We start from the raw sequence: 20102 nt of genomic DNA, 5'->3' as shown, positions 1-20102 counted from the left end.
TCTATCATATCCCTTGTACTTTTGAGGGTCGTCATTTTCGGATAAAAACGACAACCGGTTTAACATTTTGTTTTTATTCTCGTTTTGTTTAATATTATTCTCTCTAGCTAACAGGATCTTCATAAGTATAATTACCCAAATCAGCATAAGAAAACGAAGCTCCATTGTCATTTGCTAAAAACCATAAACTGCCTAATGATATAAATTCATATCTTCCGGCTCCAGATATACTTGCTCTATTGCAATATTTCATTTCACTACCAACGACTGCTGTTTCATTAAACGCATTCTTAGTGACAACTGATATATACCCGTATGTGCTCGCTAAGTCTTTGTATATCGTCAATGATATCTTCATTCCGGCATATTGAGCAGCATCCGGTAGCATATATACAGCAGTAGAAATACGATTAGGGCGACCATTGATAAAATCAGAGCCAAAAGCCGGATTCAAAAAGAAATACCCCTCGTTTGCACGGAAATCATGCATCCGAACAAATGATGCATTGGCAATAATTGTCCCCTCAACTTCAACATTACGTCCCTTGAAGCTCCCAGTCAGAAAATCAAGGAGTAAGTTTGGTCGAAACTTGTTTGCCGGATTCATCGGGTCATTGTAATTAAAATCTTTATATCCGCCTACCGTTTCTACAGCAGAGCCATCGGCTTTTATTCCGTATTGCGAAAACATATACTGCCCATAGAACACCGCACTTGCCAGCTTGGCGAAATTCGCCATCAGTACCTCGATAAAGGCATACTGTATCTTGTCCATCACTATCCATGTCGCCTTACTGCCGTTTGCCGCATAGTCTGTCTTGGGGTTGACACCCCTAAATGTGCCCTCCTTAGCCAACACGTAGTATTGACCTTCACACAGTACCATCGGTGTCGATAGAGCCGTACGGGTGTAGCCTGTGGATGCGGAATATTCTCCAGCCGGATAGACCAGCGGACCGATCGGTCCCTGCTGGAGATACTTCACTTCTCCCGTCTTGCTTGCCAACGCTTTCTTTGCCATATCATGCTGCCGTTGAGATTGTCCATGAAACATTGCCGCCTGCCTGCTGGCACATAGCTTCAGTGCAGGTACCGCTTGCCGCAGCCACATTCGCCGTAGCCGGATTGAGAATGACCCCTGCCGAATCCATAAAGACAAAATAGAACAGCATATTCTTTGCCTTCGTGGTCTGTCCCCGCTTGACAAGGATAGGCGTATAAGTCACCGAACCTCCGGAACCGGAAACAATCGTCTCATCCTCGGGATTGGGATTAGTTATGATGTCGTAGGGGTCTGACAAGTCCATCACCGTCTGCGTGTCAAGGCCTATCAGATTGCCGCCCTGCGACACCTCCACCTTAAAGATGCCCGTAGTGTCAACCAGGCTGTCCGTAACGGTCAGACTCTTGCCGGTCTGGTCGACGAGTGTCTGCCAGGCACCGTTAACCATCCTGGACCACTTGTAGGTTAGTCCGGAGGTGATCTCTGACGCTCCACGTCTCGCCATTGCCGTGAGAACGACACTGCCTCCCTTCTCACGGATGGCAAAGTATTTGTCATCTCCGGAAACGATGGTCACCACGTTCTGGTTGCCCACACCCTTGGTGATAGGGATGCTGTAAACGAACTGCACCTCATCCGACACGTTGCCCACGGTCACCGTAGCCACCGCCTTGACGCTGCAGCTCGCACCGGACGACGCCTTCACCAGGTTCTTCACGATCTGAAGCCCGTAATAGTTCGTAGTGCCCGCCTTGTAGGGGATGTACTTGAAATGCCCCGTCTCGCCGCCGAACGTGTTCGTGGAAACGTTGGATGTGAAGCTTATCAACACGTCATTGAAATACCACCTGATGGAAGAGGGCACCACAACCCCCTCAGCCACCCGTGAGGAGGTGAGAAGGAAGGAGAGCGTCGGCTTCATCGTGGTGAAGTCGGGGGCTATGTTTGTCGGAGCACCCGATTCACCATCATACTCTTGATAGAGGTCGCCTTTGTCGCACATAATCGCTGGCATGTAAACGCCAGACTTTTGCGAAAAGATTACCTGCCCGACCTTACTCGCTACGCTCATCGGTCACCTCCTCCCCGTCTTTATCCATGAAACCCTCCGGAGTGGCGACCTCCACCGGATCTTCCACGCCGTCTATCTCACCCTTGGCCTGCTGCGGGGAAAGGCACACGCCCCAGACTACTGCCGCCCGGTCGAATACCGTATCGCCGGGAAAGCCTGCCACATCGGCCTGCCATAACAGCACATTGCCGTCGGCAGTGCTGTTGCGGATTCCTGCCACTCCCAGCTTGTCCGCAACCTCTCTCGTCACTTTGATATAAAATGCCATACTGCTATCGATTAATGGTTAAACATCCCTTTTCCTTGCCACTATAAACTTACCGCTGTCATCCGTCACGTACTTGCCGTCAGATGTCACCACCGCCGCATACGGGCCCTTGTCAATCACCTTCAGCTGTAGCATCATGCCGTCGGTGCATGGGATGGAGGGCGAGTACCCGGCAGCGGCCAGCACGTATGAGGAGGCGCCGGCCGCCTTCGTGTACCATTCGCACTCAAGGATGGCCTGGGGATTGGGGACAATCCCTGCCGTATCACGGATGACCGGTTTCGGGTATATCATCTTGGTTCCGTCTGCCACCTGCTGCGGAAATCCCTCCCAGTCAATCTCGATGCTGGGAATACGCCTGCGGATGGTGGTGGAGACATAGTCTATGTCACTGTCCGGCTTGGATGAAGGAGCACCGTCCTTCGAGTACGATGCTTTCACGACGTAGGTCTGTTCGTGGCCGATATAGTCCCGGTCTATGGTAAGCACGTTCTTTGTCAGTGATACGAACTCCCAGTCATTGTCGCCGTTACCGTCGGTAATCTGCTCCAGTGCGCCCGTATTCAGCTTCCGATAGAAGAAGAACTTGCACTTGTTGGTTGCTGTGACATCTACATCACCGACAAGCAGTCTGGCGGTGATGGCCTGCCTGGCAATGTCCCGACACGGGTTCCAATCAAGTGCCGACGGAGAGTCGACCATCAGCTTAGGCTGCGCCTCGCTGCCGTCAACGGCGCGGACAAGACGGCTGAAACGGTAGACATGCGTCTGTCCGGTACGCTTCGCATCGACATACTCGGCGTAGAACTCCAGTGTTACCGGACTGCCGGGAACGGCGTTCTTTTTCACTTGTATCTTACCCTTCTCGGCTCCGGTCTCGGTAATGACATAGCTCTTGTTGGCAGATGTAATCAATGTCCGTACACCGTTCAAGCGCTCGTACCACTTCATGTTGACCAATGACGCGTTGACCGCACCCACCTTGACCACCGCATCCGGGTCGGTGGCATTGCACCGGGGGAACAGCGTCAGGGGGGTAAGCGTGTAGTCCGGAGTGTACTCGGCCTTGTCAGCCTGGTACACCTGCACGTCCGGCACGCTGCCGACAACCTCTATCCCGCCGCTGGTCTGGAGAGGGCGGTAGTTGACCTCTATCTTCTTCTGTATAGTCTGCATAATTAGAAAGTTATATAATTCATTGTCTCATAATTGTTCTGCCCGTCACGCAGCAATACCCGTGCGATGAACTTGCACCCGGTCATGTTCATATAGTCGGGGCCGAGGTCGTTGACCGTCAGCGGCAGTGACTTGCCGGTTTCCGCGTGTGCGACCGCCCAGGCGTTGTCCTCGGTGACGTTGCCCGTATCGCGCGTCCACTCCACATCACTGTCAAGGATATGCGCCGTAACGTCACGGTTGTACAGCTCACCGGTAATGGTGAGGGTGGTCGCAAAACGCTCCGCATCGAAGTACCAGCCATTGGAGCTTTCTATATCGATGCTGAAATCCGGATTGCCCTCGACCATTGCCCAGCCCGCTGCTCCGTACTTCGGTTCGTCGGTAGTGCCGGAAACAAGACACATCCACTTGCATCCGTAGTGCCACACGGTATCGTACATCATCACACGTACGGTCTCGGTCTGTGCCTCGCGGTCGGCTTGGTAGGGTTCTGCTCCGGTGGCGGTCTCCATGTTCCACTCTCCGCGGTCGTTGGCGATGCGGGGCAATACGCCTTGGAAGTCGATGCGGTGGATGTCCTGCGCTACCAATCCCCGGACGTAGATATAAGAGTGCAGGTAGTTGATGGGCAGGTTGTCGAACAGAGACAGATGCTTCAGCCTGCCGACGATCACCGAATAGTTGCTTTCCTCAAGGACGGGTTTTGTGACCCCGTTAAGCATGCAGATACAATGCTCACGGGATGACAGATACCAATAACCCTGCCGTTCAGTATCAACCGGGTTGCCACGGTGTGATAATATCATCAACGGCTCAGGAGGATAATTCTTGCCACCCGGCACCTCGCTATCAGGGTACATCACAGCGTTGATCGTATTGGCTGAGATGTCAACATGCAAGACACGTAGCCAGGAGGTATAATACTTGCCGCCACCTGATGCAAGGTCATTGACAACACCATATACAACATCGTTTTCTGCCAGTGCAGTAAAGTCGTTATCCCACCGTTTCTTCATCTTCAGGCTGTATGTGCCGTCTTCAAGCTGCGATACACTTTCGATGGTACCGGACTCGGAGAAGGAATAGTCGCTCTCCATGGCGGAGAGACGGTTGAAGATAAGCTCAAGGACGGTAAGGCTGTCGCGGACCTCGAGGCGGGACAGCTGCATACGGCCGTCAGGGAATATTCCGGCACCCTTGCCCGCGACCATAGAGTCGATAAACTCGCCGAACTTCAACAGAAAATTTGTGCCGTCAGCCTGGTCTTTTCGAAGGAACACCTTTGATAATTCTTCGATGCTCATTCCTTGTTGAATGAGTTCAAGAATGCCAATAAATGTCCGTCCAACCCTCTCTGCGGTATTCTCTCCCTCAGAAGAGGCGTTCCTTATCTGTAGAGCAAGTTTCCTTAATATGTCAAGTGTATCAGGCATTATTCACCAAGTACTCTAAAAGTTACACGATTAGCATTAATCCCTCCACTTCCCCTATACAGCGGAAAGTCTTTTTTATTATCATTCAAATACCGAACACATTCTTTCATATACCTATCAGCAACAGAGAAAGCATCATTATAAGCCATAAGTTTCTCCTTAAAATCAGAACGCGATGAATATTCGTTATCTTTATTGACAAATCCAAAACGGGTGACATTTCCATCTCCATTTTTCACGATACGAGCATAGGTATAATATGCCAATGTCGTTTTCAGCCCTACAAAGGAACGTTTGCCTCCACATTCTATGGTATAAGAACTACCATTAAGCAACTCACTATAATTTTCCGGATGTTCTTTCACATCTAAGAATAAAGCATCACCCAAAGCTGACTTCAAATCAATGTTCTCCGACTCCCGAATATATGCCTCTATCTTTTCCGTATCGATGTGTATTGACATCGTACGAGCCAACTTATAGACCTCATCTGTTGTTATTAGACATCGCAGCATTTCTTATATATTTAAGAGGTTGTACACTAAAGTCATTGGAAGGATTGAGAGGTTCATACCAATGCGCAAAAATTTTCTGAAAAGCCCGTTCAATCATGCGTTGTTGCTTTGACACAATAGAGTTATAGTATTCAAAAGCATCTTCCAATATATCCCCAGAAAAACCAACCTTACCAATCCGGATACAATACCAAGGCTCCTGCCCGAAAGCCGAATAAATACGTTCAACCACACTGGCATCAGTAACGGTAAACTCCTTATCATAATTTTTAGGACTAATATCCACAAACTCCGGTTTTTCTTCATCAGATTCCAAGGTTACCTCTAAGACCTTTGTCGCATTGGTGTCTCCTTGTAATTGCACGATAGTATCAGAAAAACCAGTATCTTCATTAGTCCTATCCTCTTTTATAGGATTTCCGTTTTCATCAAAACGTACCGAAGAAGCACCTTTCTTTGTAATTATCATCCCGGAAGGCATGAAGTTACAACGCACATTACGATACTTCACATTGGCTAATCCCTCATCCGTACTCATTTCCGTAATCACACGGTCAGCTCTTCCGATAGGATACACGAATTTCCCTGTGTTGCTAATCCATAGTATCTGCCCCTTATAGTTTTCAATCCCTCCGGCAGCCCGAATTTGCGCATAGACCACCTCCTTACGTGGATTAAATACATCTATAAACTCCACATTTTCTGGTATTACCTTTATGGCTTTTCCCTGACGGGTTTTCTTTCCTGTCCAATCCGGATGAACTGCGATTTTTGCGATATATCCGGATTCATCCTCCTCCAACAAACGGCAATTTTCAAAGGGGATGTGCTGTACTTCCACTATATCTGCGAACATATTATAATTAACATGTATCGCCATCCCATCGTAATCAGCAACATCCTTGCAGACGAAAGCATGGATGTCATCTGCCGTATCTCCACGGCGGTTAACCACATATTCAGAAAAAGCAACCTCACGAAACCCATTTCCCTCTATGAAATTGGCATAACGTTCTGCACATTCGCTACCCGTTGAACTCGCAGCGATGATATTTCTTAGATGTTGGGGATATAAATTATCATCACCGTAGCTTTGGATGCCAAGATTACGTAAATAGCCCGTGTCAACACGCCTATTACTCTTCTTCTTTAATTCATTTACATTCATCGTTCCGTGAGGTTATTCTTTATTTCACCGTTTCTACGGCTTCTATAGTCTGCTTAGAGTCAACTACAGATTGAGCCTCTTTAATATGAGCATCCAATACTTTAGCTGTAACTTTCTTCCCGTTCAGTTTATAAGTCTTGAACGCATCTCTCACAAACTCAGAAGTAGCACCTTCCACTTCAAAGGCTTTCACCAATTCTGAAACCAAAGTTTCATCCAATGGTAAAGCAGGACTCATCCGTCTTTCAACCCTTTTCTCCCAATCGGAAGGCGTTGAAGCAAAAAAGACTATCCCTTTAGGATTTTCCGCAAGATACCTTTCTGCCGCTTCGTCAGTAAGATTGTTGTTGGTGTACATTTCACTACTTCCAAAGCCTACTTGGAGCAATACACCATTTTTCAATGCATAACTTGATTTTTCTTTCATTTTTCCATATCTTTTTAAGTACGAATACATTTCAATCACAGCGTCACGATAGCAATCACCACATGAGGTCTTGGTAAATGTCCTACCAAGAACTTCATGAAACATCAGTTCAATGTCTGATTTATCAGAAGAAGAAAGGGAGACCTTATCCCCCAATCTCTTCAACTTATCAACCATCTCCAAGACAAGCATATTCCCTCCTATGCTGCCGGTTCAGCCGTCAAAGTGTTGACAGCAGTCTTAGTTGCTTCATAACTCGTCTTGAACAAGAATAATGCAGATTTAGGCGTTTTCTGCTCTTCCAAGGTAACAGCCCATCCACCTTCAGTATCCTCGCTATACTTATCGTTGTCGATAGCTGTAGCTGTAAGCCCTTGGTAGTAACCATACACCTGAAAAGCGGCATCACCAGGGTTTCCTTCTTTCTGTAAACCCTTATATTTATTCTCCAACACCACAACATAGGTACCGTTAGCCAATCCGTCAATAACATCAGCGCATACATCCGGGTCGTTTGCCAATATCACAATCGCGACAGTATTGGTAAACGAACTACGATATGTGCCAGCCACTAATGAGGTCTTTGTACCCGTAAATGGATTTTTACCAGGAACAACAACCTTATAAGCCTTCTTCCCGGTTTTCATAGCCAGCGTTTCAATCACATTCTTTTTTGTAGAATTGAATACTGTGGCTGCAAAGTCCACATCCGCACGATTCATTATTACCCCTTCCTGCTCCAATCCTTGTACTACTGGATCATCACACGACGGAACAATATCTTTCTTTAAAATATCATCACATACTCCCATAGAATACCTCCTTTTGTCAATATGCTACTTGCACCAAGTTGTCCTCGCCAATCATAGAACCGAGTTTACCAGTAGAATAGATATAATTCTTACGGGGTTTTCTTTCAAACCAGATATCAAGGTCAGATATCGGGTTATCGCCTTCACAACCGTACATTAAATTGTCCGGAGAACATAGAACCGCACGGTGAGGAAGGTTCAGTTTCGTTTTATCGTTCTGATACGCTTGAATAAATCTATCCCAAATAGAACATTTTACGACCGTAACGCCGTCATACTCTCCTACTTCAAGGCCGTCAAAAATGACCGTCCAAGGCATAATAACCTTATATTTCTCCCTCACATCACGTGACAAAGAATCACATAATGATTTTGTAGCAAAAATTGCATGTCCGGACTTCTGGAAAATACGGCTATCCGCATCTTCAAGCATCGTGTCAAACACAGATGTAGCAGCCCCCAATTCTTTCATCTTGGACTTCTGCAAAGCATAAGATGCTTCAGAGTTGGCTGATATAACGGTATGCTGACCGGAATTCTCTGCACATATGGCAAACAGGCGTTTAAAGAAACCGTCACATGTCTTGAACAATTCTACATTCAATCCATCCGTAATTTGACCGGAACCGTCAATATTAGCGGCATCCTTGTCTCCAAACCAAGTGAAGCGCCATAACATTTTCATCATTGCTTCCGTCAGTTTTGGAAGGACAATCCCATCCATATATTCAGTAGAAGTAAGGTCCGCAATATTGGTACCGGTCTTCAAGCAGTACTTTGCAATAGTATTCTCCAAATCCTCATAGCACATTTCCAACGGAACTTGCCAGTCGCCAATTTCCCATACTTTCTGGGCGGCAGCGATAGCCACTTTTTGATATTCAGGGTCACATCCGGCACCTGCGATACCTACATCCTCCATCTCACCGATGAAGCCAACTTTCTTGCCATTGGTCACTTTAGGCATGAACGTCATAAAACGCTCCATATCCTCATTTTGAAAGACTGTCAGTTCAATCAAGTCTTTCAAATCCTTCACCGCCTGATTGTCTGGCGTCAATTTTGAAAAATCTAAAATAGGCATACTCAATTCTCCTTTCTTTACTTTTTAGTTCTCTTCTCCCTTTCCTCTCTCAACTTTCTTTGAATAGGTGTCTCCTCTGCACTTGCTTGTGTCTCAACAGTATTCTTGAAGGATTGGGTACGCAAAGAGACTCTATAGGTTGAACAATGTTTTGCTAGCCAATTCTCACCTCCTGCCATCTTTACAGCATTCAGTATCTTATTGTCCTCAACTGTACGGGCATTGGTTTTCAATGCCGCATTTTCCTCTTCAAGTTCTTCAATGCGCGCCTTTAAAGCTTCAATCTCCTCGTCACCGTTTGCTTCTTCCGGGTCTTTGATTTCTGTAATCACTCCGTCTGTTACAATGATAGTCTTACCATCGGGCATAACATGCTCGCCATCGGGGGATGCCGCATCTCCCACCTGCGGTTCTCCTTCTTCACGTTCCACCGTCAGTGTATTACCTTCGGCATCTGTCAGTTCCATAGATACTACCGGAATGTCTTCTATCTTCTGGTAGCCACATTTCGCAAGCAGTCTGTCAATGATAGATTGCTTTACCGTTACTTGTTTCTCTTTGTTCATTTTCTCACTATTAAGTTTATAATCAGTTCCTTTTGCTGTAGTCGGTATAAGAACATCAGATATAAATCCAAGTTGTTTTGCAACCTCACCGCCAAACCATGCCTCCTTGTTCATCTGGACCTCCAAAATGGTCGATTCAACTCCTGTCCGTTCAACATATACAGCCATCATCTTATCCTTTTCCGCTTCCAGACTTGATTTGATGGATTCTATAGTTTCAAGGTCCAATAAATCATCATATCTTGCCAAATATGGTTTGTGGATGAGAAACTTTGCATGAGGATAAGCTTTTCTGCGTTCAAGTGGAGCAGAAAGCAAAATGATGGTAGCCATAGAAGCACATCGTCCAACAACGGTACAAGATATTTCCTTGCCCGACGCACGTAATGCATCATAAATAGCATACCCCTCAACCGTATCACCGCCGCACGAATGGATTTCAATGTCAATTTTAGGGTCAGCCGGGTCAAGCCATGAAAGGAAGTATTGGATATCCGGAAACGAAAGCCCCTCGTCACCGGTCAAATACCAATTTTCCATTTTATCCTTATCAGCTACAATGTCCTTGTTAATGTATAATTTAGCCATATCACATAATTGTTTGTAACAAAGGTAGAAAACATGATACGGCTTGAAGAAAATAAGAAGTCTATTCCACTGACACGCTTTGTCAGCAACTTTTTCAAAACAAAAAAAGAGCGGAATAATTCCGCCCCCCCTAAACATCCACCTTACTTGAGAACTTATCTATTATCCGATAAATTGTCCTTTCCGCAATATTATACTCATCGGATAAATATTGCATGATATAAGTCTTTTTATGTCCCTCCTTTGACAGACGGACATATTCTTGATACACGGGAATATATTTCACATCCCCGACATCAAGCGAAGCATCCCCCATCATTTGAAGAAGACTCTTATTCAATATCAATAGTTCATATGCTTTCATATACTACCAAGATTTTCAACGTACTTAACCCTATTAGCAACAGAGGTAAACTCTTCCACAGAAACCACCGGAGCAGGCGCCATCATCATACCTTTTGCAACAGCTTTGGCCAGCATGTCCTCTCCTAACGCCTGATTGGAAGAAGCTGTTACATTAATGGGAATACCTCCTCCTATCTGATTGAAAGCCGACAATAACGGAGCAAACATCGAGGTTGCAGCAGCCGTCATTACACTTTCACCGTTGGACAACATAGCAGGTATGGAATCGCTTGTACCGGAACCTGGCCCTTCAACTTTACCTCCTTGTGCAAATTTAGCACTTTTCACCGATTTCATAGCCTTTCCCATAACAGTAGTTACAGATGCCACTACAGTACCTATCGCAGCAAGCATGTCAATCCATGTTGCAGATGAGCGGGTAGCTGTTTCTACGGCTTTGGCAATGGCTACCCCTTGCGCAATAGAAACCTCCGCAATAGCCAGTATTTTCGCCAACTGAGCCATATTCTCGTTATCTCCTGCCGCTTGTTCCAACAAATCAGAAAGATTCCCTGCCAAGACAGAAAGGGATTCACCTTTATTTTGCTGCATCTCCACTTCCTTGTCAATGACCGCCTGCTTTGCATTCAAGTATTCTTGGTCTGCAGCAAGCTGCCTGGCCCGGAATTCGGCATCACTCTCCTCTCCCATCCGTCTCAAGCTGTCTTTCAGTTCAAGCTTCTGCTGTTCCTGCATACGAAGAAGCTCAAGTTCACTATCTCCATTCAATTTAGCTTCTGCCAATTCATTATCCAATCGAAGTTTGAGTGCATCAGCTTGTTTCTTTGCTGTATCATTCTCATGTTGAACGGACAAATCATAAATCTCTTTATTGTACTTCTCCGTAATAGCAAGCTTCATCTGTTCAGTAAGCTCTTTCTGACGGAGTTCTACGTCACGTTGGGCAACAAGTTGCTGCATCTTTAGTTGGTACTCCTGCTCACCTCCAGCTTTTACGGATTCAAGTTGCAGAGAGATTAGTTTCTGCCGGTTCTCCACCTCCTTCATCAGTTGTTCTTCCGATAATTGCTGTAATGCATCATTTTTTTGCTGTTCAAGTGCAATAATCTGATTATTTATAGCTCCACGTGCTTTCGTTGTAAGGTCTTGTTCCTCAATCAAGCGAACACGCAAATCTTCTATTTGACGAGAAAACTGACGTTCTATCTCAATGGATTGTTTCTCTCTACTGTCCTTAACCAGCTTAAGCATTTCATCCTCAGCCTTACGAATTTCTGAAAGTTCTTTTTCTTTTACAACTTTAGCCTTATCTACTGATTCTTTCCGCATCGCATTTATTTTATTCTGGGTTTCCTTATTACGGGTATAGCTCTCCATTTCCTTTTGAGCTACGTCCGAAAAAACTTGAGAGAATTCCTTTAAATCTTTCACTGTACTTTCTGATATACCCAATCGGCTAATAACCTCATCAGCCGTTACTGCCCCTTGTGCCATATCATCAAGCAATTTATTAGCTTCACCAGTAAGTTCTATTTGCCCAAGAAGATTTGCCAATTTCTTTCGGCCAATATCAATGCTTTCCTGCTGAAGTTTATTTTCCATATCGTATGCTTTTGTAGCCGCATCAGTACGCTCTTTCAGGCTTTTTGTAGTATCATCTGCAATGAGCTTCAATCTTTCAATCTCAGAGCGACTTGCCGCACGCTTCATATTAAGCATTGTTTCCGATTTCTCTAACTGTTGCAATGCATCATTCAGTGCCCACGCTTGTTTCGCATCATTTGAAATTTCTTTTCCAATACCGGAAAAACTATCCTTCATATCCTTTGCTGCACCAGAAAAATCACCAGAGAAGAATTTAGCAATAGCTCCACCAAACTTTGCAATCCGGTCTATAATCACATCAATAATTGCCCCAAAAGAGGACATTACATTAGAAAGAAATTCAGTACCTTTTTGCGTTTTAGCCAACCATGCGACCAATGAGCCCAACAAAACAACAATAGCCCCAATACCAGTGGAAATTAGTGCAAGTTTCAACACTTTTAAAGCTGCAGATAACAAATTACTTGTTATAGCCGCTGTTTTTTGAGCACCAGAGAACATATTCGCAGTGACCGTTCCTGCTTTGTACTGGACTGTTATTTTAACCAATTCATCCTTCAAACCACCAACAAATTCCTTTGTACCTCGCAAGACGCTAACGCCACTGCGCAATATGGAAACAAAAGGTACTTGGGCTTCTGTAGCCTGAAGTATCGCATCTTTATAATTACCCACATTCCGATAAAAGCGCTGCGTTTCTTCTTCCGCACCTTTCAGTTCATCGGTAATGGCATTTATCTTATCTTGCAGCTCTTTGCCTTCGCCCCCCTCACGCTCTACACGACTTAATCTGTCATAAGCAGCGGTAAGATTGGAAAGCTCAGCCCGCAACCTAACAAGGCTTCCTTCCATCTCTGTCTGCTCTTTACGTTCATTTTGAATTTGTTTATTCAGTACACGGATGGCATCTGTATATTGTTGGGTAGCAACCCTATTTTCGGTTAATTTAATATTATATTCCTCCCTACTCATACGGCCTTTCTTCAAATCCTCCTTAAGAGTTTGTTCTACTTTTCGAAGTATATCCAACTGCGTACGATACTCTGCTATTTTACGGATAGCATCATCATACTTTACCCGAATTTCCAATATTTTTTCACTTGTATTGTCTTTCATAATTATACCTCCAATTGTAACAATTTACATTCACATATTCCCGTATCTTCTGCCTTAATGGAAATAATGGCATAATATCTACCATATTGGGCCAAGTAAATTGGAACAGTCATATCCAAGTCTCTCAACTCAATATCATTTATTTCTATCTTTTCTGTGATTACTTTAGGCATATAAATGACCTCACTATAACTTTTGTAATAAGAGTTAATCACAGAAGAAAAATCAAGTTCCTCAAATGTTCCTTTCAGAACATCTGCATCATCTGTACAAAGTAAAATTCTTGGCTCCACTTTCTCTAGAGAAGATTTACCATCACTGTCATACTTATATAACTTTATAGACGCAACGCCACCTGCCATATCAGTACCAGCAAATGGAAGCGTAAGAATATCACGCTCTGAATCCAAAGTGTAATCTAATACTTGTAATGCTCCATCATAAGAGCCATTAACCGTAGAGTCTTCTTTGTAACGCAGATAATTCAGCTGTGCGAAATCATTCAGCCTATATTCCAACATATTAGGTTTATTCTCCTTATAAGTAGCAACAACCTTTTTTGTCCAATCATATGCTCTTGTTTCATTTTCTTTAATAGTATCTACAGAAACAAACTCAATGGAATTTGAATCATTCTTACCAGGAACAGCAAAAACACCGAGAATTGCAGCAACAGCTTTAATAAAATCTATCTGTTTTATTTCGGGCAAATTTGCAATAATCGGGAAGTGCCCATATCCTGCATTTATCTCATCATCTATCGAAGGCATCACTTGATCACATATAGCTGTAATGCTAAATGAATTATCCATAGATATACCACCATCATCAATCCACCCTGCGTCAAGTAATCCAAACAAAATCTCCTTACTTTCCTCTAGCGTATCTGTCTCTATATCTGTAAAATCAAAATAGATAGTATAACTATTTGTGTTATGCCTCTCAATCTTGCTATAATCTATAGTTGCAATATCGACTCTTGTATCATCATCCATAATGTAATAAGCAACCAGACATGCTCCATTAGGGTATATAGAAGTGGATACATCAAACGACACATTACCATTCATCAAAATCTTCATATTCGGAGCATTAAGTTTAAAGCCTTGAATATAAATTTTTCCAGAACTACTTTTAAACTTGGTTATAGTCCCATAATAGCTTGAAAACGACTTATCTGCAAAATACAATTTTTCCGGTTCTCCCTTATCAAGACGTCCATGTACATAGTAACTAAACTCTGCATGTAATGCATTTTTTGCAGCATAACTTCTGCTATCATTACGAGTTAATAAGGGTACAAACAATCTACTTAACATAAAAGCGCGATTAGCAGGAAACGTAAAAGTGACACCATTATCTTTCATAATTTGTAACAAAATCCAGGTAACCTTACACCCAGGATGATACCACCCTGTTGTATCTTCCCGCCGTATACCATAGTCTACTTTAGGAATAAAAAAATTACCGGAAGCATCCCCTTCAAAAGAACCTACTTTCCAAAATACATGATAATCTGGAAAATCATCATCAGCAATGACCTCATAATTGTGTCTATCCTTCAAATCACGTAGCGTTTTATTTCCACTTATAATATTTGCAAATCTAGAGACATTACCCCATGAAAGAGCAAATTCAAAAACATCCGATGTAGACAATAAGACCGCAGTTGCGTTATTGAGTATCTCTATCCCGTTACGAAAATAACGAGCATTCAGTTTAATTCTAGGATAAACGATGTCGCATGAAGGTAAATCAGCATGCATGATTGCACACTGATTACGTATAGTATTCGGAAGTTTGATAGTATAAGAATTATTACTTATAATCTTACTCAAATCCGTAAATATATTACTTTTGAAATTGAGCGTTACTTTGGTATCATCATCCAAATCCATCAGTTTATCACCAATGAATAGCATATCGTTTCTCATAAGCTTTGTACTCTTGTTTCTGGTAATATGATTGTTGCTACGAAATCCTGTAATACAGCTCTTGTCTTATTGAAATTACCAACAGATACATTCACCGCCTTCCAGCTATCAACTCCATTCACATTTTTACCTGCATACATATCAACAACGGGTGACAACGCGAGTTGAAACAAGAAGTCAAACGTTTCAGAGTCCACTAAAGGAGCACACACCAACAATGTATTCTCTTCTGTTTTTCTCTGCTTACGTCCTGAACCTCCATGATAGCCATTAACATAGTTATAGTCTTGCATATTATTACGAATGAATTCACCATCATTGGCAATTTGTTTGCTCTCATCACCACGTTTAAACAACCAATAGCAATAAAAGCCATGACGATTTATCCAACGTAAATAAATTCCATCCGTGCATTCATCAACTAAAAGCCTCACATTTGCGGCCACATTCGTCAATGCGTGAAAAGTAAAGTCAAAGGTATTATCGAATACACTTGCTCCCGTACTAGTTCCAGGGAGATTCAAAACAACATCCCTATTCGCATCAATACCCTGCAAAGTAAGATTATACACTTTGCGGTCAGACAATATGATGGACGGCAAAACTTGACCGTCAGCAGTCACACTAACAGTACCGGCCCCCGCAGTGTACATACCGACCGTAAATGGTAAGTTCCTAAACCATGTTAGAATACGGTCACCATTATATCTTTCGCCGACTTTCATTGCGCCCCAAATAATAAAAGTATTAAACTGGAAACTTTCTCCGATAGTGCTATCAGACGTATACATATCCACTTCAACAGAGAACAGACGCCCAAGCTGACTATCTTGTGGAATAGAGGATTGATAGTCAATCTTGCCAAACTCCGTTGCATCAAAAGCCGATTGCATATAGAAAGACAGATCAAAGAAACATGCGGTTTTAAATAATGCACGTTTTTCCTTATATTCCTTTCCGGTAAGTACGTCGGTTATCGTTGCTTCCACCCATGCCCAAGTATATCCACTAATATTTATCACTACCGGATTGAAACAGAAAGATATTTCATCCGGATACTCGATTGTAGTATTTCCTATCTTATGCGTCCTCATTACTATGCAAATTTATATGTTGTACATCGTTCAGAAAAACACCAAACACACGGTCCATAATATCCCGTATCGCTTGTGTAACACTCGTTGAATATATATCCTCATGCGTTCCAGAGTGATAAAGCCTAGTACCCTCATTTGCAATCTTACGAGCTACGAGATAAGCAAACGATTTAGGTTTTTCTACTTGAATCCTCTTATCCACCACCCATTGCTGAATTATTTGCCAAAAACCTTTTGGGATTTTTCCCGGTCCGCGTCCTGTTTCCAGAACTCCAAAAGCCTGTCTACCGAATAAAACACCATGATTATCATCTACTACGACATGCAGGCTCTTGATGGTTCTTCCGCTTGCACGCTGTCCAGCTTGTATATGATTCTCAATGATACGCTGCCGAAGTTTATCCAACTCCTCGTTCAGTATATCTTTAACGTCCTTTCTTCTGTCTTCCATAACTAACACATGGGTACTCCTTGAACCTCTTTCAGTTTCAATTCTATTACTATTCCAGTAACATTTACATCCAGCTTATCATAGAAAACGGAATAAGGGACTTCATCGCTTACCCACTCAAACAGCCCGCTCCTATTCAACTCACGGATAAATTGAACTGCATACCCTTTGCACCTCTCAATAACCTCATCATTCTCCACCCCGTCAAAATCAAACGCCGTCTTGTCTACAAAAGCAATCATGCAATTTGGGCAATCTCTTAACTGAGTCCTTGATATGACGAACTTCCCAGATGCAGGAAGCAGATTTATAATGGCCGGCAATGGCATCTTATCCAGCCGAACGTTGGCGGTCACCCAGTTATCAAATAAATAGGTAACTCCTTCCAGCTTCTCTGCGATAGAAGCGATTTTCCTTTCTACACTTATATTCATTGCTTATTCTGATATATTTCTCGTAATCGACGTTCATAACGTATTTTCTCCGCGTCCATATCAAGACACTTGTACACTCTTACCCATGGAACACTCTCTACCTGCTCATGGTCAGTTATCCCCATACGGGTAGCATAGTAATCCACCAAGCCAAACAACCCGAACGAAAGCTTATCCACTCCGGCACGTCTTTCTTCCGGAGTCGGTACTACGCTCGTAGTTTCAAAAAGCTTGGTAATACGTTCAACCTCCCTGGTTACCCATGTGGAGAATCCCAAAATATCCGCTACCCCACACTTCTCTATCTTATCAATAGACAAACCAAGGACAACACGGCATGGAACCATTATACAATCTATTCCATTGCGTATGGATTGCAGTTCCATCAGCTGACCTATAGTGAGGTCATTCAGAGTCTCCGGAACTCTTACACCTGCGACAAAGTCCGGTTTAGGCAACTTCCCTATCTGATCCAACAGTTCAGCAGCATTGCTCGCCACGTTACTCAATATCAAAAACTCTTTTACTGTCATATCTGTCCTAATTTTGCTTTTGGTCTTTTAGGTATCGGTTTTATACGGAAAAGCATTGCCATTATCAACATGTCGAGGTAATCCGGAGAATGTCCGAGTATATCTTTCATATTCTCCTTGCTGATTATCCCTTTCTTCCGGGTATCGGCATCTATATGGTCTTGCTTCAAGACGGACAATTCTTCCATTATGCGCTCTCTTTGCGCTTCCGTACATATAATTCTTATCTGCCGATTATTTATTAGCTCTGCAAGCTTAAATGCACATTCAGACTTCAGATTGTCGTACTCTGGATTAATAGGTCGGTTACCACCATGAAATTCTTTGATGCCATTCAAATAACTTTCAAGGTAGCTTCCAAGTCCATCACTATCAACGACCATCATGCTACGTGGAATCTTCCACTGTATCATCATGTTTTTAAGGTCCGTCTCAATAGATTTACCCGTGCTATATTCCTGGTCTAACCGGATATAACACACATTGCCTACCCAGTGCCCTCCGACAAAGCGGTCACGTCCTTTCATGGCAAGGTCAGCTGCTCCCGTCGATAATCCTATCGGTTTTACGTGCTCATTTGCGAATAGGTCACAAATAGCATCATAATCACAGAGTGCTGTCGGGTCGTTGTCATACTCCCAATTACCATAGTACAAGCGCTCCTTTGTCACTTTGTCCCTGGTATTACGGAGCGTATCTATGTAGTCCTCGGTAGCGTAGGGATTATCCTGCACCAATGCTTGAATAAAAGCGTATGGGGCTTCCAGCCTGCCTTCTTTCCACGGTTTATAGAACTCACGATAAAGCCAGTTCTTCTTCGGATTGCAAGTGATAAGTATCTTTCCGGATATTCCATACACATCATTCAAGTGCCGTCCTATACGCGTCTTCAAAACCTCAAATGCGAGGTAGTGAACCTGCCCGGCTTCTTCAATCCACCCTCCAGTAAACTCCTTAGAGCCCAATCGCTCATACATCGGGTCTTTGACGGGATAATATGTCAAGTCAAGAAAGATGATTTCCGACCCATTCCCCAAAAGTATACCGTCATTGGTCTGCTTGTAATCAGTGAATCGATGCCACTTTGCCACCTTGTTGAAAGTGACAGAGATAGACTCACGGCTATCTTTCAAATTATTTCGGCCAGCGAACCATCGAGTGCCCGGGAGATAGTAAGCACATTGCATAAGCCATTCACACCCAAGCCATGATTTTCCACCTCCACCAGCGCCACCATAACACAGAAACTTCGTAACATCGTCACGAAGGTAGTTATAGGCTAACCTCTGCTTTATATTGACCTTATATCCCATTACTTGACTTTCTCCGCATCTTCTGTATATGGTAGAAAATTAAATCCTTTGAACTCTTTTCCTGCATTCGTATGGTCCACCTCCTGCTTGTCAACAAGCCCTAACTTTCGGGCAATGATATTCGCATTGAAAGCTCCAACGCACGCTCCCTCAAACTGCTGCGTTTCGATGGTTTCCTCCACGCGTGCGATGACCTCCAAAAAATCTTCATCATTCTTATTTCTACATTCGGAACGAAAAGTGCTCCACCACTTGGAAGAAGCACCTACATAAATACAGAACCCGGTTAGGGAATACGGACGGGAAGTCGGGGAAACTTCTTGTTGTACTTGTTGCTCATTGACTGTCTCCACCTTCTTCCCTTTTTTCCTTTTTACCGGAACAGTCTTTTGAATGGCCTTTTTGGACAACCAGGGATTTTCATCACACCATTGGAAATACTCACATGCCGCCTCCCATAAGAGTTCTGGCGTGGAAAAGAGTTTATCCCTCCCATGCTTGCTCCTTAACATCCAAAATTTATTTCCCGTCGGTGCCGCCATATTATTTCTTCATTCTGATAATCTCTCCACAATGAGGACATGCAAGTTCAATATATTCAGTTCTTTCCTGCTCCAGACCTTCTTCAATACGTTCTGCCTTCTTCCTGAAAGATTCATTCTCTTGGCGATGCATTTCCTCACTGAATTCCTGTTTTGCCGCTTCTGATTGCGACTCTTCCGTGACATAATTGTTTGTCGGAATAAAATTCATGTCAAAACCGAGTAACTGGTCTATGGGTTCAAAAAAGAAGTCTTGCATATCTGCAGGTACATTCATTGTCCTAAGCTCACGTATCAGTTTCTCTTCATCCCATGACGCAAATTCTGATGTCTTATTATCTGCGATACGATACTGACGCGCCTTTTCCTCGTCCAAGTCCACAATGATGCACGGGACCTCTTTATATCCAAGATTCAAAAGGGCAAAATACCGTGTATGACCAACAATGATTTCAAAATTCTTATCCAACACAAGCGGCTGATTGAAACCATATTTCTTTATTGACTCTTCTACCGGCTTAACAGCCTTACTATTGTTCCGGGCATTATTCCAATACGGAATAATCCTATCTATTGCAATGCTCTGTATATCCATA

Annotated in this window: 22 protein-coding genes; all 22 read right to left on the bottom strand. The window is 43.5% G+C overall.

The genetic code is table 11. The features are described from left to right. Positions 1 to 103: 103 nt before the first annotated feature. The 22 genes from DW039_RS06645 to DW039_RS06545 all read right to left on the bottom strand — a co-directional run bounded on the left by DW039_RS06645 (position 104) and on the right by DW039_RS06545 (position 20101). The gene (locus DW039_RS06645) at positions 104 to 1021 is read right to left on the bottom strand and encodes a hypothetical protein (protein ID WP_120381822.1); all 918 of its coding nucleotides are present in this window, start codon (positions 1019 to 1021) and stop codon (positions 104 to 106) included. Position 1022: 1 nt separating this feature from the next. Then, the gene (locus DW039_RS06640) at positions 1023 to 2018 is read right to left on the bottom strand and encodes a hypothetical protein (RefSeq protein ID WP_229076284.1); all 996 of its coding nucleotides are present in this window, start codon (positions 2016 to 2018) and stop codon (positions 1023 to 1025) included. A 40-nt stretch (positions 2019 to 2058) separates the two neighbouring features. After that, a complete protein-coding gene (locus DW039_RS06635; RefSeq protein WP_120381821.1) occupies positions 2059 to 2343 on the bottom strand; it encodes a hypothetical protein in 285 nt (94 codons plus the stop codon). 18 nt (positions 2344 to 2361) lie between these two features. Beyond that, positions 2362 to 3519: a hypothetical protein gene (locus tag DW039_RS06630; RefSeq protein WP_117720693.1), complete on the bottom strand. Its 1158-nt coding sequence runs from the start codon at positions 3517 to 3519 to the stop codon at positions 2362 to 2364. 2 nt (positions 3520 to 3521) lie between these two features. Then, on the bottom strand, positions 3522 to 4826 hold the full coding sequence (locus DW039_RS06625; protein ID WP_120381820.1) for a hypothetical protein: 1305 nt from the start codon (positions 4824 to 4826) through the stop codon (positions 3522 to 3524). Between the two features lie 128 nt (positions 4827 to 4954). Continuing rightward, positions 4955 to 5419: a hypothetical protein gene (locus tag DW039_RS06620; protein WP_117589263.1), complete on the bottom strand. Its 465-nt coding sequence runs from the start codon at positions 5417 to 5419 to the stop codon at positions 4955 to 4957. A gap of 22 nt (positions 5420 to 5441) precedes the next feature. Continuing rightward, the gene (locus DW039_RS06615; RefSeq protein ID WP_117589264.1) at positions 5442 to 6638 is read right to left on the bottom strand and encodes a hypothetical protein; all 1197 of its coding nucleotides are present in this window, start codon (positions 6636 to 6638) and stop codon (positions 5442 to 5444) included. Positions 6639 to 6657: 19 nt separating this feature from the next. After that, a complete protein-coding gene (locus DW039_RS06610) occupies positions 6658 to 7242 on the bottom strand; it encodes a hypothetical protein (protein ID WP_133302537.1) in 585 nt (194 codons plus the stop codon). Between the two features lie 23 nt (positions 7243 to 7265). After that, positions 7266 to 7877, bottom strand: a complete 612-nt coding sequence (locus DW039_RS06605) for a hypothetical protein (RefSeq protein ID WP_117589266.1) — start codon at positions 7875 to 7877, stop codon at positions 7266 to 7268. 16 nt (positions 7878 to 7893) lie between these two features. After that, on the bottom strand, positions 7894 to 8961 hold the full coding sequence (locus DW039_RS06600) for a hypothetical protein (protein WP_117866139.1): 1068 nt from the start codon (positions 8959 to 8961) through the stop codon (positions 7894 to 7896). A gap of 17 nt (positions 8962 to 8978) precedes the next feature. Continuing rightward, entirely contained in the window at positions 8979 to 10115 is a 1137-nt protein-coding gene (locus DW039_RS06595) for an ATP-dependent Clp protease proteolytic subunit (protein WP_158573894.1), read from the bottom strand. Positions 10116 to 10245: 130 nt separating this feature from the next. Beyond that, entirely contained in the window at positions 10246 to 10479 is a 234-nt protein-coding gene (locus DW039_RS06590; protein WP_117589269.1) for a hypothetical protein, read from the bottom strand. Further along, positions 10476 to 13202 (bottom strand): hypothetical protein, encoded by a 2727-nt coding sequence (locus tag DW039_RS06585; protein WP_119958225.1) that lies wholly within the window; start codon positions 13200 to 13202, stop codon positions 10476 to 10478. Before DW039_RS06585 ends, DW039_RS06590 begins: the two co-directional genes overlap by 4 nt. A 2-nt stretch (positions 13203 to 13204) precedes the next feature. After that, positions 13205 to 15136, bottom strand: coding sequence for a hypothetical protein (locus DW039_RS06580; protein WP_119958226.1), 1932 nt, complete (start codon positions 15134 to 15136; stop codon positions 13205 to 13207). Next, positions 15133 to 16230, bottom strand: coding sequence for a hypothetical protein (locus DW039_RS06575; protein ID WP_119958227.1), 1098 nt, complete (start codon positions 16228 to 16230; stop codon positions 15133 to 15135). Before DW039_RS06575 ends, DW039_RS06580 begins: the two co-directional genes overlap by 4 nt. Beyond that, on the bottom strand, positions 16217 to 16684 hold the full coding sequence (locus tag DW039_RS06570; RefSeq protein ID WP_119958228.1) for a hypothetical protein: 468 nt from the start codon (positions 16682 to 16684) through the stop codon (positions 16217 to 16219). The genes DW039_RS06575 and DW039_RS06570 overlap by 14 nt, the downstream gene beginning before the upstream one ends. 2 nt (positions 16685 to 16686) lie before the next feature. After that, positions 16687 to 17118, bottom strand: coding sequence for a hypothetical protein (locus DW039_RS06565; RefSeq protein WP_119958229.1), 432 nt, complete (start codon positions 17116 to 17118; stop codon positions 16687 to 16689). Further along, the gene (locus tag DW039_RS06560) at positions 17115 to 17651 is read right to left on the bottom strand and encodes a hypothetical protein (RefSeq protein WP_119958230.1); all 537 of its coding nucleotides are present in this window, start codon (positions 17649 to 17651) and stop codon (positions 17115 to 17117) included. The genes DW039_RS06565 and DW039_RS06560 overlap by 4 nt, the downstream gene beginning before the upstream one ends. Next, positions 17648 to 18838, bottom strand: a complete 1191-nt coding sequence (locus DW039_RS06555; protein ID WP_243634924.1) for a phage terminase large subunit — start codon at positions 18836 to 18838, stop codon at positions 17648 to 17650. The genes DW039_RS06560 and DW039_RS06555 overlap by 4 nt, the downstream gene beginning before the upstream one ends. Beyond that, positions 18781 to 18909 carry a hypothetical protein gene (locus tag DW039_RS21415; protein WP_255425210.1) on the bottom strand — a complete coding sequence of 43 codons (129 nt, stop codon included), beginning with the start codon at positions 18907 to 18909 and terminating at the stop codon, positions 18781 to 18783. The genes DW039_RS06555 and DW039_RS21415 overlap by 58 nt, the downstream gene beginning before the upstream one ends. A 54-nt stretch (positions 18910 to 18963) precedes the next feature. Further along, positions 18964 to 19506, bottom strand: a complete 543-nt coding sequence (locus tag DW039_RS06550; RefSeq protein ID WP_117974912.1) for a DNA-packaging protein — start codon at positions 19504 to 19506, stop codon at positions 18964 to 18966. Between the two features lies 1 nt (position 19507). Beyond that, positions 19508 to 20101 carry a ParB N-terminal domain-containing protein gene (locus DW039_RS06545; RefSeq protein ID WP_117974914.1) on the bottom strand — a complete coding sequence of 198 codons (594 nt, stop codon included), beginning with the start codon at positions 20099 to 20101 and terminating at the stop codon, positions 19508 to 19510. Position 20102 lies beyond the last annotated feature (1 nt).

The organism is Bacteroides sp. AF39-16AC (assembly GCF_003602735.1).
GTDB lineage: Bacteria > Bacteroidota > Bacteroidia > Bacteroidales > Bacteroidaceae > Bacteroides > Bacteroides uniformis.
The sequence above is the reverse complement of the archived record's forward strand: the minus strand, read 5'-3'. Positions and strand labels throughout refer to the sequence as shown.